We start from the raw sequence: 14748 nt of genomic DNA on the forward strand, positions 1-14748 counted from the left end.
GCCGCCCATGTTAGGTAAACGTTGGGATACGGTAGGCCGCTGGATGATTTATGGCTTGCTGTTAATTGTATTTGTTGGACCGTTCTGGGGCATTGTCGCCACGGCATTCAGCGGTGCCCCGGTTAAACCAGGCGAACTGCTGGCGTGGCCGAATGAGTTTTCAATGGAGAACTTCATTTTTGCCTGGCAGGACATCGGCGTTTGGCAATATTTGCTGAACTCGATGGTGGTGGTGTTCTTTGGCACCATTTTGCAGGTTGCCGTCAGTGCCCTTGCAGCCTACGCGCTGGCCCGCAAAAAATTCATCGGTGTGTCGTTGGTCAGCCTGGTTATTCTTTCGACCATGATGCTGCCGGAGGAAGTGATCGCCATTCCGTTGTACATGATCATTAACTGGCAACTGCCGCTGATTGACTCGTCACTCTACAACACCTATCTGGGCATGATTATGCCGGTGGTAGGCTGGGCGTTCTCCATTTTCGTATTAAGCGAATTTATGGCCGCCATTCCAAAGGAGCTGGAAGAAGCTGCGCGTATTGATGGTGCGAATGAATGGCAGATTTTCTTCCACGTCATTTTACCGCTGGTCAAACCGGCCCTGGGGACCGTCGTGACATTTGGCTTCATCATGATTTGGGACCAGTACCTGCTGCCACTGATTGTGGTGAACCATGACAGTCTGAATACCATCCCGGTCATTCTTGGCCGCCTGCGTACCGACGAAAGTATTACGCCAAACATCTTTATTGCCATCACCTTACTGGCGATGTTGCCGAGCATCATTGTTTATCTCGGTCTGCAAAAACATTTCAATCGCGGGATTATGTCCGGCGCGGTCAAAGGATAAGGAGCGACAAATGGGTTCCGTAGTATTGAAAAATGTCTGTAAATCATATGGCGATGTACATGTTATTAAAGATGTTTCATTGACGATTCCAGACGGTGAATTCTGTGTGTTGGTTGGCCCAAGTGGCTGCGGTAAATCAACATTGCTGCGCATGATTGCCGGGCTGGAAGAGATAACCGGCGGCCAGGTGGGTATTAACGAAAAGGATGTGACTGACGTTGAACCAAAGCTTCGTGACATCGCGATGGTATTCCAGAGTTATGCGCTTTATCCGCAGATGACCGTGCGCGAAAACATGGGCTTTGCACTCAAAATGGCGAAGCTTCCGAAGGCGGAAATCAGCCAAAAAGTGGAGGCCGCCGCAGACTTGCTCGGGTTAGGCGTACTTTTAGATCGCTTACCGAAAGATCTTTCCGGTGGTCAGCGTCAGCGTGTGGCGATGGGCCGTGCCATCGTGCGTAATCCACAGGTATTTTTGTTCGATGAACCGCTGTCTAACCTTGATGCAAAATTGCGTACTCAGGTGCGTGGGGAAATCCGTGAACTGCATCGCCGCCTGAAAACCACGTCTGTCTACGTGACGCACGACCAAATCGAAGCGATGACCATGGGGCAGATGATTGTTGTGCTGCGCGAAGGGCGCATTGAACAGGTGGGCAGCCCGCTGGAGTTATATGACCGTCCAGCCAATTTGTTCGTTGCCGGGTTTATCGGCTCGCCGGAAATCAATCAGCTAAAAGGTGAAGTGGCGCTACATAACGGCGAGATGATGTTACGCCTTGCCGACGGCTCGTTATTAAGCTTGCCACCGGGCATACAGGTGAAGCCGCAGCAAAATGTGGTTTACGCGATTCGTCCGGAGCAGGTCAATGTCGTGAGTGAAGAGGAGCAGAGTGGGGCGCTAAAAGCGACCATCACCGCCATCGAAAATACCGGTTCTGATATGCAGTTGTTCTGTAACACAGGAGGTGGTTCATTCACCTCGGTGTTTAAACAGCGCTTAAATGTTAAGGAAGGCGAAACGGTATGGCTGCAACCCAGGGTGACCGGTATCCACATTTTTGATGCTGAAAGCGGGCAACGTATCGCGTGCCAGTAAGGAGCAATAAATGAAGTTGTATACTCTCGATGTGGCGTGTCTTGAAAATGCCCGCCGTGGCTTACAGCAGCCTTTTTCTCCTTTACAGCTGGCGCTGGGGCAACTGGTCAGTGAGGCGGATAAACTCCGTGGCCAGCCCACAGAAAGCGTGGTGCATAAAAAATTGCGCCCGGTGAGTGGCGATCCCCATGATTACTACAGCCTGGGAACATACTGGTGGCCTAATCCGCGCAGGCCAAACGGGCTGCCCTATATTCGCCGCGACGGGCATACCAACCCGCAATGTCAAAATAATGATACCGACACCACGCGTATTATTCGCATGTGTGAACGGTGCCTGACATTAGGCCTTGCCTGGTATTTTACCGGTGAACGCAAATATGCTCAGGCTGCGGCGGAACAGATCAAGTGCTGGTTCCTCGCTGAACAGACTCGCATGAATCCGCATCTGAATTACGGCCAGGCCATTCCTGGGATTGTTTCTGGCCGTGGCACAGGGCTTATTGATACGCGTCTGTTGTGGATGGTGATTGATACCGTGGGTTTGATCAGCGACGCCGGCGTACTGGATACCGACGATATTATTGGTTTGCACCAATGGTTCAGGGACTTTAACCACTGGATGTATTACAGCGATGTTGGTCACTCTGAATATGTCTGGCATAACAACCACGGCACCTGGTATGACGCGCAGCGTGCGGCTAATGCCCTGTTTTATGGTGATAAAGGGCTAGTAGCGCGCATTATCCAGCAGGGAATAACGCAACGTATGGCGGCGCAAATCGATCAGGAAGGTAAACAGACCATGGAACTGGAACGTCCTGTGCCGTTCCACTATTCCTTGTTTAACCTCGAAGCGCATTTGTTGTTAAATCGCTACGCAGAACATGTCGAGTTCGATCGCTGGAATATGGTGCAGGATGGCCGAAGCGTGAAACTCGGTATCGATTATTTGATGCCGTTTATCGCTGACCCAGATTTATGGCCGTATAGCGATTTACAAGGCATCGTCTGGGATAGCGCGTTGCGTATTTTGTTGCAATCGATAAGAGGGCTTCCAAAAGAGGCAACACGCTATAAAACTGTACTGGCCAGCTTCCCGGAAAATACCTTGAGTATGCGTGAACAACTGATGTGGTGCGCGTAACACAACGCTTAAATAGAGGTCGGGTACACCCGACCCTAAGGGGATTAATGTTGCTGGTGATTGACGAGATTCGTTAAATGCTCATCGGTCTGGGCCATACACAGGCCGGCTTTATGGGCGCTACGCACTTCGTCGAGAATAGTCGTCAGCAACACACCTTCTTCTTGTTGTTCCCGATCGACGGTTTTAAGGAAGGTGAGTGTAGGGTAATCTTTCAGGTCGGTCGCTTCAGCGGTGAGTTTCGATAAGGTCACGCAACGCTGGTGATGATCCTCCAGTGTTTGTTCAAACAGCATTTCTAAAGAGTTGCATTCACAGTGTTGAGTATCTAATGCGCCAACAATGGGGGTGCCACCTGCTTGTTTCATGAAATTAAATACGCGCATCATTTGCGTCACGTTACTTTGTGCCTGGCCTCGCAAGAAATTCGCAGTACCGGTTAAACTCTTTTCTGAGCACCAGGCGCTGAGGCGTAAATAAAGGTTTGAGGAACAAAAGTCACGGTTTATCTGTAAGTTAAGTCTTTGGACCATTCCGGATGTGGTCATCATCTTTTCCTTTTTGACGTGAACATCAGTTAAGCCTGGAATAAAAGTCGTACCAGAATTTCAATAACGATGAAGGAAGGGGGAATCTCTATAATTACCAGATAAAACAACAGCATTGCATTCATGGTGTTTTCGTGTCTCATGAACGCACTAATATCAACAATACCTCTTTTGAGTTATCGATGGAATTGTTAATTTTCTGTTTTTACTTTAATTTTCAAATTGATTTTCTGTGAAATAATAAAAAGTAAAAAGAAAATAATTTTCATGTCGAAATTATATTGGTGGCAACTTAAATATAATGATGAAAATTGTGACTCGTCCCGTAATAGCAAAATATCAAATAGATGCTTTATTGTGTTAGATCATATTTTCAACTCATCGGATAATTTCGCTCGCGACTGTTTTCTGTACTGCAACGGGGTTTGATTCATCATCTTCTTGAAGCAGGTGATGAAATAAGTGACCTCAATAAACCCCACTTCCTGTGCAATGGCGTCAACGCTTAAAGGTGATGTGCGCAGCAGATCGCAGCTTTTCTTAAGACGCCGGGTTAACAAATACTCATGAATGCTGCCCCCGGTCTGTTGGCGAAAAATACGCGAAGTGTAGCTACGCGATAAGCCGACAGACTTTGCCAGCTCATCCAGTGAAAATTTCTCGCTGTAATTGTTCTCCACCCACTGCATGATTTGCGATGCAGCCGTTTGTTGCTGTGGAAAAAATGCCTGTGGCTGCTCGGGGAGAAACGTCATTATCTGCATCACCATTAATGCAACATCACTGGCCGTTGAGTGGGCGGTCGGGTCCAGCTTGTCGAACTTGCTGAGGATCACCTCCATAAATGCAGCCTGTTCACTCAAATCGTAAACCTGAGCGGGGACGTTAGTGGCGGCAAGGGCAGAAAATTGCGCTTGCTGCCGCGGAAAGGCCTGCAGAGTGGAGATCACCGAGGAATGCTCGATATGCATCGTCGTACGGTGGTACTGGTTTTTGTCGCTCGCGTCGACATGCACTTTATGTAAGCGGAACGGCGGGAAGATAAACAATCGGCCTGGTCGCGCAGTGTAATGCTGATTATCCACGACAACTATGCCGTATCCACTTGAGATATAAAGAAATTCAACGCATTGATGCCAGTGGTAATACTGTGCGCTGGATGCCCGTAGGCGGTGAAATGAGATAACCTGGCTATCAAGCGTAATTCGCTCCATTAATTGTGCTTCACTCATTTCCCACTCCAGGACAATAGATTTAAGTTTTTACGCCATCATTTGTAATTTATTCACCTGATAAATAGAAAAAGCCAGCAAAATTGAAATGGCGGTTTATTTTTGTGATGTGGCTCACTCGGTGTCGTGATTAAAAGCGACTACTCTGTGTGTCAACGCGAAGTGTTAGCGCTCAGTAAATATGAATATCAATAACTTACAATATTCTCGTTTTAACGGGAGGGCATCTTGCAACCTATTAACATCACACTAAACAATCGCCTGGAAAGCAGGGGCGATCTCCAAAAACTGGTCAATGAATTATTGAATGCCGTTTCGCCATTCTTTAAAAAAGACGCCAGTCGTGTTGATCTTGCTAATTTCACTGCACATTACGGCCAGCAAATTGCCAATATGGAAACCTTCTCGCGTTTGCTGTGGGGTGTCACTCCATTACTGGCGGGTGGGCATGAGCCTGAGCATTTCTCTTTCTATATTCAGGCGATTAAAAACGGAACTAACCCGGAACACGCGGATTACTGGGGCGAAGTTGACCCTTGCGACCAGCGCATTGTAGAAATGGCCGCTTACGGATTGTTGCTGGCGGTCGCTCATAAACCGCTGCTGGCGCACTTCAATGAACAAGAAAAGCAGCATCTTTGGCAGTGGTTAAAGCAAAGTGAAAACCAGGCGATTCCAGATAACAACTGGCATTTCTTCCCGATTTTGGTGCAGGTCGGTTTTCATCATTGCGAAATGCCAACCAATGCTGATGCGCTGGAAACGCATTTTGCCGCGATGGAGCGTTACTACCTTGGTGATGGCTGGTATTCAGACGGACCGGGGCGTCCACGCGATTACTACATCTCGATGGGCTTCCATTTCTATGGGTTGATCTACGCCAAATTAATGGCGGACGTGGACCCTGAGCGCTGCAAAAAACTTCGTGAACGTGCGGCTCTGTTTGCCACCGACTTTATCCATTTCTTTGCTGACGACGGTTCCGCCATTCCCTTTGGCCGCAGCATGACCTATCGCTTCGCGCAGGCAGCATTCTGGAGTGCAGCCGCGTTTGCTGGGCTTGAAGTCTTCGAGCCGGGCGTGGTGAAGGGCATTGTGATGCGCCACTTGCGCTGGTGGCTGCAACAACCGATGTTCGACAGAGATGGGGTGCTGAGTGTCGGTTACAGCTATCCAAACCTGATCATGGCAGAAGATTACAACGCGCCAGGCTCTCCGTACTGGGGGCTTAAAATCATGCTGGTTATGGCGTTAGGCGAAGAAGATGCATTCTGGCAGGCGCAAGAATTGCCGCTGCCACCGCGTGATGCGCACCATAGCATTCCTCATGCTGCGCAAATTCTGGTTCATCAGCCTAACCATTTATGGATGCTGACTTCCGGGCAGCTTGAGCTGAACAACTTCGTTAATACCGAAGCCAAATACTGCAAATTTGCCTACTCCACACGCTACGGTTTCACCATTGAGCGTGGCCGTTACGGGCTTAATCATGCCGCGCCGGATTCGATGCTGCTGCTATCGGAGAAAGACGATTACTGGCGTGGACGTCGCGATTGCGAGAGCGTCACCACCGCCGATGGCATGATTTACAGCCGTTGGCAGCCGTGGAGTGATGTGACTATCGACACCTGGTTGTTGCCATTGGGCGACTGGCAAGTGCGCGTCCACCACCTCAAAACTGCGCGTGAACTGGATGCCGTTGAAGGCGGGTTTAGTGTGCCTAACCGTCCACTGCCACAGGTTCAGGCAGCGCAGGCGGTGTGCCAGGTGACAACGCAGGATGATATTAGCGCCGTTTATTGTTTAAGCCCGCAACCGCGTCGCGGCGAGCAGGTGGTGACACCACCAAACAGCAACCTGTTGTTTGCTGAACGGGCCGCTATTCCGTTGCTACGCGGTGAGTTGACTGTCGGGACACACATGCTGATCAGCGCCGTTTGGGCGGGTGATGCAAGCGCGTTTGACCCACATTCATGCCCACAAGCCGAGATCCGCGAGGGTGTGGTCAGCGTGGTGATGGGCAGTCATGAAAAGCACATCACGTTACATAAATTGCCGTGATGCTCCAGGAGAAATATCGATGAACAAGTCGTCAATCACGCGTACCGCTCAAATAAAAATGAGCAGCTTTATTTTTCTCTACTTCTTTACCTGGTCTTCAAGCTTCGGGCTGTATGCCCTGTGGCTGAGCCAAAAAGTCGGTTTGGACAGCATTACAATCGGTAGCGTTTTTGCCATCAACGGCGTTTTTGCCGTCCTGATGAAGCCAGTCTACGGCTACATCATGGACAAAATTGGTATGAGCAAGTGGCTGTTGTACGGTGTTTGCGCCGTATCGGCACTGATGGCACCGTTCTTTGCCTTCGTCTATCAGCCGTTATTACTCTCTCACACCATGGTGGGGATCTTCATTGGTGCCATCTACCTGAGTCTGGGGTGGTATGCCGGTGTGGCCGCGTCCGAATCCTATGCTGACCGCTTTAGCCGTCTGTATGGTCTTGAGTTTGGTCGTATTCGTATGTGGGGCTCGCTTGGCTGGGCTATGGCGGCTTCGGTTTCTGGCTTGCTGTTCAACTACACGCCGCTGGCAAACTTTCTCGTCAGTAGTACGACTTCCGTCCTGATGTTGTTGGTGTTGGTTAGCCTCAAGATTGGTGATGAGCAACTGCGTAATAACAGCATCATTTCATCAAACAAAATTGTGTTTACCGATGTGCTGATGTTGATGAAAAACAGAAAGTTCTGGATGTTCAGCCTGTATGTCGCGGGTGTGGCATGGATGATGTTTATCGCTGAACAGCAATTCCCACGCTATTTCGTTTCATTCTTTGAAACCAAAGAGCAGGGCAATGCCTGGTACGGTTACCTGAGCACCGTACAGTCCGGCACTGAATTTGTGATGATGATGTTCATCCCCTTGCTGGTTAACTATTTTGGTGCCAAAAAAGGCCTGTTGTTCTGCGGTATTGTGGTCGGTGCACGCCTGATTGCTTCTGGACTGGCAACGGACCCACTGGTTATTTCGATTATCAAACCGTTATACGGTATTGAGATCTCACTGCTGCTTATCTCGGTATTCAAATACATTGCGGAGCATTTCGATAAGAAAATCAACGCCACCATGTATTTGCTGGGTTACCAGGCAATGCTCTACGTCGGCTCTGTGGTTGTGGCGCCGCCAGCAGGCTACCTGTACGACAAAATTGGCTTCGGGAACACCTACTTAATCATGGGAAGCTGTGCCCTGGTATTCACTTTCATCTCTGCTTTCACACTGTCACGTTGTCAGTCAAAACGCGATGAATCCAGCTTTCTTACACCCGCTTTAAATTCTGCTCCGGTAGAACCCGCTAAATAAAATGTTAGGAGACGTTATGACCCGTACACCTGTCACTGAAAAAGTCGTGACCGAGGCACTGCGCCCGATTGAACTGCACCAGGTTGACCGTCTGGCACTGAATCGCAAACTGGATGCTGCTTTACAGAGCGTCACCAAAAAACTGGATAAAAACATCGCCGCGTTCGGTGACAAATTCCCGAATGAAAACTGTGAAGGCGGCAAATGGCAGCCTTCCGGTAACGTTGAGTGGACCACCAGTTTTTGGACCGGCCAGCTGTGGCTTGCCTGGGAGATGACCGGGGATGATAAATACCGTCAGGCTGCCGAACGTTATCTGCCTTCGTATGCTGAACGTATCGAAAACCGTATCGATACCGCGACCCATGACTTGGGCTTCCTGTATACATTGTCTTGCGTCAATGCCTGGCGTTTAACCGGCAATGAAGAAGCTCGTCAAACGGCGCTGCATGCGGCTGACGTATTAATGGAACGTTACAATTCGGTGGCCAAAATCATTCAGGCGTGGGGGGATTTGAATGATCCAGAACAACAGGGCCGGATGATTATTGACTGTAATATGAACCTCCCGCTGCTTTATTGGGCAAGCCAGCAAACCGGTGATGCGCGTTATGCAGAAGCGGCAACGGCGCACGCACAGCAGGCTGCGAAGTATATCGTCCGTCCGGATGCGTCCACCTTCCACACCTTCTATATGGATGTGAATACCGGCGAACCACGCTTTGGCAATACACACCAGGGTTTCAGTGACAGCTCATGCTGGTCACGTGGGCAGGCATGGGGCATCTATGGCTTTATGCTGAGCTACCTGTATACCGGCGACAAGAGCATGGTGGAGTTGAGCCGTAAGCTTGCACACTACTTCATCAACCGTTTGCCAGAAGATGATGTTTGCCACTGGGATCTGGCGTTGCTGGGGACCGACGCGGTTCGCGATAGCTCTGCTGCTGCAATTACGGCGTGTGGTTTGCTTGAGCTGATTAAAGCGTTGCCAGTGCAAGACGAGCATCGCGCTCATTACGAAGAGATGGCGCTGCGTATCATCGAATCACTGACCGATAACTATCTGGCGCGTGACGACGAAGCATGTGAAGGTTTGCTGAAACACTCGGTTTATCACATGGCAAGCGGCAAAGGCGTTGATGAGTGCTGTAGCTGGGGAGACTATTTCTACCTTGAAGCACTGACACGCGTGCGCCAGGTATGGAATCTTTACTGGTAAATATTTCGCCCCCGCGGTAATGCGGGGGCAACATGGAGAGTCGAGATGAAAACCGTTGCAGTCCTGTTGGCCCCTGGTTTTGAAGAAGGGGAAGCCATTGTCACTATTGATATTTTACGTCGCCTGAAAATTGAAGTGCGCACACTGTCATGCGTGGATACCCGTGCAGTGGTCAGTTACCACGATATTCCGATGGTGGCCGATGCCACTTTAAGTGAATGTTTTGATGAAACCTTTGATGCGGTGGTATTGCCAGGCGGCCCGGCAGGCAGCGTCTTTTTGGCTGGCAGTGAGAGTGTGATTGCTTTTGTGCGCCGTCATGACGAACTGGGCAAATTCATCTGCCCAATTTGTTCCGCAGCGGCGCGCGTACTGGGCGGTAATGGTTTGCTGAAAGGACGCCGTTATGTCTGTTCCGGTGATTTATGGCAGCAGGTAACCGACGGGGAATATGTCGACGCCGACGTGGTTGAAGACGGTAACCTGATTAGCGGCAGAGGACTGGGTAAAGTATTTGATTTTGCCCTGACCGTGGCAGCTCGACTGGAAGGGGATGAAGCCCCGGCACGTGACCACGCGGATCATATTTATTATCCGTGGTGACAGGCCCAGAACGTTGGCGGGAAAGCGCAAGGCTTTACCCGCCTTTTAGTTATAGATCGCATTATCCACTTCCTCGCTAATTTTATGGACAAACTTGCTAATCGCGGTTTTATTTGTCCGACATTTCACCCTGTTTTTATGTCTTTAATGGCTGAATACATGCACGGTTTTACTGTATTTCTGCTGTGTGATTCGGCTCTCCTATGGATTATTAATTTCCCGCTACAACTACTTCAGCCCAGAAAGTAAAAGCCCACACGGCTAATGGCTTGTTTTAACTAAACCTTACCCTACAGATAATAAAATTGAGCTGGAGTACACATGCACAAATTTACTAAAGCGCTGGCGGCCATTGGCATCGCTGCGGTTATGTCACAATCCGCTATTGCAGAAACCATGAAGCTCGGTTTTCTGGTGAAACAGCCAGAAGAACCGTGGTTCCAGACCGAGTGGAAGTTTGCCGATAAAGCGGGGAAAGATCTCGGTTTTGAAGTGATTAAGATTGCGGTTCCCGATGGCGAGAAAACGCTGAACGCCATCGACAGCTTGGCCGCCAGTGGCGCGAAAGGCTTTGTGATTTGTACGCCTGATCCCAAACTCGGCTCCGCGATCGTTGCTAAAGCAAAAAGCTACAACATGAAAGTGATTGCCGTGGATGACCAGTTCGTGACCGCCAAAGGTGCGCCGATGGAAACCGTGCCGTTAGTGATGATGGCAGCAACCAAAATCGGCGAACGTCAGGGACAAGAACTGTACAAAGAGATGCAAAAACGTGGCTGGGACGTGAAAGAGTCAGCGGTCATGGCGATCACAGCGGATGAACTCGACACGGCTCGTCGCCGGACTTCTGGCTCGATGGACGCCCTGAAAGCCGCCGGTTTCCCGGAAAAACAAATCTACAAAGTGCCGACCAAATCTAACGACATCCCTGGGGCATTCGATGCGGCAAACTCAATGCTGGTGCAACATCCAGAAGTGAAACACTGGCTGATTGTCGGCATGAATGACAACACCGTACTGGGCGGCGTGCGCGCTACAGAAGGCCAGGGCTTTAAAGCGCCGGATGTGATTGGCGTAGGTATCAACGGTGTTGATGCGGTAAGCGAACTGTCGAAAGCTCAGGCGACCGGTTTCTACGGCTCGCTGCTGCCAAGCCCGGACGTTCACGGTTATAAGAGCAGCGAAATGCTCTACAACTGGGTGACGAAAGGCGCTGAACCACCGAAATTCACCGAAGTGACCGACGTGGTGCTGATCACGCGTGATAACTTTAAAGAAGAGCTGGCGAAAAAAGGCCTCGGCGGTAAGTAATCTCCGAAACGCGGTGGATGACACTGTGTTTATCCACTCTACAAGCCCGAACCGTAAAGTGGATCAATCTGAGTGCCATCCACCCACCGGTGGTCAGTCGTTCAACCCTGGGTAAAGCAAAGGGTCAATCATGCAACAGCACACTCCGTATCTCTCTTTTCGTGGTATAGGCAAAACCTTCCCCGGCGTGAAAGCTTTACAGGACATCAGTTTCGACTGCTATGCCGGGCAAGTTCACGCTTTGATGGGGGAGAATGGCGCAGGAAAATCAACGCTTCTGAAGATCCTCAGCGGGAACTACGCGCCGAGTGAAGGCAGCATCGTCCTGCGTGGCGAAGAGGTCACTTTTGCCGATACGCCCGCCGCACTCAATGCTGGCGTGGCGATTATTTATCAGGAACTCCACCTGATACCGGAAATGTCGGTAGCCGAAAATATTTACCTCGGGCAACTGCCGCATAAAGCAGGTTTTGTGAACCGTTCGCTATTGAATTACGAAGCGAAATTGCAGCTTGAACATCTTGGGCTGGATATTGATCCGTCCACACCGCTCAAATATTTGTCCATCGGCCAGTGGCAGATGGTGGAAATCGCCAAAGCACTGGCGCGCAATGCAAAAGTAATCGCCTTCGATGAGCCGACCAGTTCGCTGTCGCGCCGTGAAATCGACAACTTGTTCCGCGTGATCCGTGAATTGCGCGCCGAAGGTCGTGTCATCCTCTACGTTTCGCATCGTATGGAAGAAATTTTCGCCCTCAGTGACGCGATTACCGTGTTTAAAGATGGGCGTTACGTGCGCACGTTTGATGATATGGAGCAGGTCAATCATGACTCGCTGGTGCAGGCGATGGTCGGGCGCGATCTGGGTGATATTTACGGCTGGAAACCGCGTGAGCATGGCGCTGAGCGCTTGCGACTTGTGGACGTAAAAGCCCCGGGTGTACGCACTCCGATTTCGCTTACGGTCCGCCGTGGTGAAATCGTTGGGCTGTTTGGTTTGGTGGGGGCTGGACGTAGTGAATTAATGAAAGGGATGTTTGGCGGTACGCGCATCACCGACGGCAGCGTGCAGATTGATGGCGAAGTGATAAACATCAACAAACCCGCCGACGCAATTCGTGCTGGCATGATGCTGTGCCCGGAAGACCGTAAAGCAGACGGCATCATTCCGGTGCACTCGGTGCGCGACAATATCAATATCAGTGCGCGGCGCAAACATATCAGCGCAGGTTGCCTGATTAATAACCGCTGGGAAGCGGACAACGCGGCGTCACACATTCGCTCCCTGAATATCAAAACCCCTTCAGCGGAACAACTGATCATGAATCTTTCCGGCGGTAACCAGCAAAAAGCGATTTTAGGACGCTGGCTGTCAGAGGAGATGAAAGTGATTTTGCTCGATGAGCCTACACGCGGCATCGACGTTGGTGCTAAACACGAAATCTATAACGTCATTTATGCCCTGGCCGAACAGGGTGTAGCGGTGTTGTTTGCGTCAAGCGATTTGCCTGAAGTGTTAGGGCTTGCCGATCGCATCATTGTGATGCGCGAAGGGGAAATAGCCGGTGAATTGCACCATGGCGAAGCCAATGAACAGCAAGCACTGAGTCTCGCGATGCCAAAAACCAGCGCATCTGCTGCATGAGTAAGGAGAGAAAAATGTCTGCATTAACGCCATCTTCAACAAATACATCATCGGGCGACAACAAGAAAAAGTCGTCTCTGAGTCTCGGTCGCATTTGGGACAACTACGGCATGCTGGTGGTGTTTGCGGTGCTGTTTATCGCCTGCGCCATTTTCGTGCCCAATTTCTCTTCTTTCGTGAATATGAAGGGCTTGGGGCTGGCCATTTCGATGTCGGGAATGGTGGCCTGTGGCATGTTGTTCTGCCTGGCATCAGGTGATTTCGACTTGTCCGTCGCCTCAGTGATTGCCTGTGCTGGGGTCACCACGGCGGTAGTTATCAATATGACCGAAAGCCTGTGGATTGGCGTGGCGGCAGGATTATTGCTGGGTGTGTTAAGTGGCCTGGTCAACGGTTTTGTTATCGCCAGGCTTAAAATCAACGCGCTGATTACCACACTTGCCACCATGCAGATTGTACGCGGACTGGCATACATTATTTCGGACGGTAAAGCGGTCGGTATCGAAGATGAGCGCTTCTTTACCCTGGGTTATGCCAACTGGTTTGGACTGCCTGCACCAATCTGGTTGACGGTGGTCTGCCTGATTATCTTTGGTTTCTTGCTCAATAAAACCACCTTTGGCCGTAACACACTGGCAATTGGCGGCAATGAGGAGGCGGCGCGTCTGGCGGGTGTGCCGGTGGTGCGTACCAAAATCATCATCTTTATTCTCTCCGGGTTAGTGTCGGCCGCAGCGGGGATAATCCTTGCTTCGCGTATGACCAGCGGCCAGCCGATGACCTCGATTGGCTACGAGTTGATTGTGATTTCAGCCTGTGTGTTGGGGGGCGTATCGCTGAAAGGGGGGATTGGTAAAATTTCCTACGTGATTGCCGGTATTTTGATTCTCGGCACCGTAGAAAATGCCATGAACTTGCTGAACATTTCGCCTTTCTCGCAATATGTGGTGCGTGGGTTGATTCTGCTGGCGGCGGTTATTTTTGACCGTTACAAGCAGAAAGCGAAACGGAGTGTATAAGCGTGCTCGCTCATTGCTTGTCAGGGTGAGATCTGTAAGTTTGCTGTTTTTCCGTTCACCCGGACGGCTGACTATCTCTTTAACCGTTGCTAACGGTGAACGTGCCAGGTGGCTCACGCCAGCCCCCTGGCAACCCCGGCGCCCGGTCTTTAAATTGCCGCTTCGCGGTAAACACCGTTTTTTACCCAACATTCGCGGTCGTTCGCGATTCGTTCCCGACGATCGCTCTCTTTCGCCGCTCCCGGCGGCTCAACCCCGACTGAAGGGTAAAAATCGGCGCGATTTAAGCCGGGTCCAAAGTCAACGTCAAAACCTAAGGTCAAATGCCAAATCGGTTTTGACCTTATTCCAGGTATAAATTGCCCCTGCGTTCCCCATTAGTCAGGGGGGCGTGGTCGGGAACCACGCCAGTGAGCGATCGCCGGGAGCGAGTCGCGAACGACCCTGAACGTTGGGGATAAGCTGGGGTTTACCGCGAAGCGGCAATTTAAAACCGGGCGCCGAGGTCGCCAGGAGGGTGGCGTAACCCTCCTGGCACGTTCACCGTTCACAACGGTTGCAGGGATAATCCAACGCGCGGGTGAACGGAAGGCCTGCAAAGCTTGCAGATTTCACCCTGACAGGTCATACCTTCGCCACTGGCGACATCCCCCCGATTATTCCTGGAAAATTGCGACCCCCGTCACCCTGTCTATACTTACATGGCTAATCATCATC

12 protein-coding genes are annotated in these 14748 nt (G+C 50.7%); 10 read left to right on the top strand and 2 right to left on the bottom strand.

The features are described from left to right. The first annotated feature begins 7 nt into the window (after positions 1–7). The 3 genes from OH773_RS08495 to OH773_RS08505 are packed head-to-tail and all read left to right on the top strand — an operon-like array spanning position 8 to position 3093. The gene (locus OH773_RS08495; RefSeq protein WP_064545771.1) at positions 8–847 is read left to right on the top strand and encodes a carbohydrate ABC transporter permease; all 840 of its coding nucleotides are present in this window, start codon (positions 8–10) and stop codon (positions 845–847) included. Between the two features lie 10 nt (positions 848–857). Further along, a complete protein-coding gene (locus OH773_RS08500) occupies positions 858–1946 on the top strand; it encodes an ABC transporter ATP-binding protein (protein WP_270144810.1) in 1089 nt (362 codons plus the stop codon). A gap of 10 nt (positions 1947–1956) precedes the next feature. Continuing rightward, on the top strand, positions 1957–3093 hold the full coding sequence (locus tag OH773_RS08505) for an alginate lyase family protein (RefSeq protein WP_270144812.1): 1137 nt from the start codon (positions 1957–1959) through the stop codon (positions 3091–3093). 44 nt (positions 3094–3137) lie between these two features. Here OH773_RS08505 and OH773_RS08510 read toward each other — a convergent pair whose 3' ends face one another. Both OH773_RS08510 and OH773_RS08515 read right to left on the bottom strand, forming a co-directional pair. Next, positions 3138–3641 (bottom strand): non-heme ferritin-like protein, encoded by a 504-nt coding sequence (locus OH773_RS08510; RefSeq protein ID WP_270144814.1) that lies wholly within the window; start codon positions 3639–3641, stop codon positions 3138–3140. Between the two features lie 365 nt (positions 3642–4006). Beyond that, positions 4007–4873, bottom strand: a complete 867-nt coding sequence (locus OH773_RS08515; protein ID WP_270144816.1) for an AraC family transcriptional regulator — start codon at positions 4871–4873, stop codon at positions 4007–4009. 228 nt (positions 4874–5101) lie between these two features. Between OH773_RS08515 and OH773_RS08520 the strand changes: the two genes are divergently transcribed. The 7 genes from OH773_RS08520 to araH all read left to right on the top strand — a co-directional run bounded on the left by OH773_RS08520 (position 5102) and on the right by araH (position 14031). Continuing rightward, the gene (locus OH773_RS08520) at positions 5102–6934 is read left to right on the top strand and encodes a DUF2264 domain-containing protein (protein ID WP_270144818.1); all 1833 of its coding nucleotides are present in this window, start codon (positions 5102–5104) and stop codon (positions 6932–6934) included. Between the two features lie 19 nt (positions 6935–6953). Then, entirely contained in the window at positions 6954–8231 is a 1278-nt protein-coding gene (locus OH773_RS08525) for an oligosaccharide MFS transporter (RefSeq protein WP_270144820.1), read from the top strand. Positions 8232–8247: 16 nt separating this feature from the next. After that, a complete protein-coding gene (locus OH773_RS08530) occupies positions 8248–9453 on the top strand; it encodes a glycoside hydrolase family 88 protein (RefSeq protein WP_270144822.1) in 1206 nt (401 codons plus the stop codon). Positions 9454–9498: 45 nt separating this feature from the next. Beyond that, positions 9499–10056 (top strand): DJ-1 family glyoxalase III, encoded by a 558-nt coding sequence (locus OH773_RS08535; RefSeq protein ID WP_183269622.1) that lies wholly within the window; start codon positions 9499–9501, stop codon positions 10054–10056. 321 nt (positions 10057–10377) lie between these two features. Continuing rightward, entirely contained in the window at positions 10378–11367 is a 990-nt protein-coding gene (locus tag OH773_RS08540; protein ID WP_270144825.1) for an arabinose ABC transporter substrate-binding protein, read from the top strand. A 130-nt stretch (positions 11368–11497) separates the two neighbouring features. Then, positions 11498–13012 carry an L-arabinose ABC transporter ATP-binding protein AraG gene (gene araG / locus OH773_RS08545; RefSeq protein ID WP_270144827.1) on the top strand — a complete coding sequence of 505 codons (1515 nt, stop codon included), beginning with the start codon at positions 11498–11500 and terminating at the stop codon, positions 13010–13012. A gap of 14 nt (positions 13013–13026) precedes the next feature. Further along, positions 13027–14031, top strand: coding sequence for an L-arabinose ABC transporter permease AraH (gene araH, locus OH773_RS08550; protein WP_270144829.1), 1005 nt, complete (start codon positions 13027–13029; stop codon positions 14029–14031). Positions 14032–14748 lie beyond the last annotated feature (717 nt).

The sequence above is a fragment of the Buttiauxella sp. WJP83 genome (genome assembly GCF_027594725.1).
Taxonomy (GTDB): Bacteria; Pseudomonadota; Gammaproteobacteria; order Enterobacterales; family Enterobacteriaceae; genus Buttiauxella; species Buttiauxella selenatireducens.

What these genes read in the sequence shown, in the direction of transcription:
- OH773_RS08515 (WP_270144816.1), bottom strand. Translation starts at nt 4,873, where the DNA reads ATGAGTGAAGCACAATTAATGGAGCGAATTACGCTTGATAGCCAGGTT.
- araG (WP_270144827.1), top strand. Translation starts at nt 11,498, where the DNA reads ATGCAACAGCACACTCCGTATCTCTCTTTTCGTGGTATAGGCAAAACC.
- OH773_RS08505 (WP_270144812.1), top strand. Translation starts at nt 1,957, where the DNA reads ATGAAGTTGTATACTCTCGATGTGGCGTGTCTTGAAAATGCCCGCCGT.
- OH773_RS08510 (WP_270144814.1), bottom strand. Translation starts at nt 3,641, where the DNA reads ATGACCACATCCGGAATGGTCCAAAGACTTAACTTACAGATAAACCGT.
- OH773_RS08530 (WP_270144822.1), top strand. Translation starts at nt 8,248, where the DNA reads ATGACCCGTACACCTGTCACTGAAAAAGTCGTGACCGAGGCACTGCGC.
- OH773_RS08525 (WP_270144820.1), top strand. Translation starts at nt 6,954, where the DNA reads ATGAACAAGTCGTCAATCACGCGTACCGCTCAAATAAAAATGAGCAGC.
- araH (WP_270144829.1), top strand. Translation starts at nt 13,027, where the DNA reads ATGTCTGCATTAACGCCATCTTCAACAAATACATCATCGGGCGACAAC.
- OH773_RS08500 (WP_270144810.1), top strand. Translation starts at nt 858, where the DNA reads ATGGGTTCCGTAGTATTGAAAAATGTCTGTAAATCATATGGCGATGTA.
- OH773_RS08535 (WP_183269622.1), top strand. Translation starts at nt 9,499, where the DNA reads ATGAAAACCGTTGCAGTCCTGTTGGCCCCTGGTTTTGAAGAAGGGGAA.
- OH773_RS08540 (WP_270144825.1), top strand. Translation starts at nt 10,378, where the DNA reads ATGCACAAATTTACTAAAGCGCTGGCGGCCATTGGCATCGCTGCGGTT.
- OH773_RS08495 (WP_064545771.1), top strand. Translation starts at nt 8, where the DNA reads ATGTTAGGTAAACGTTGGGATACGGTAGGCCGCTGGATGATTTATGGC.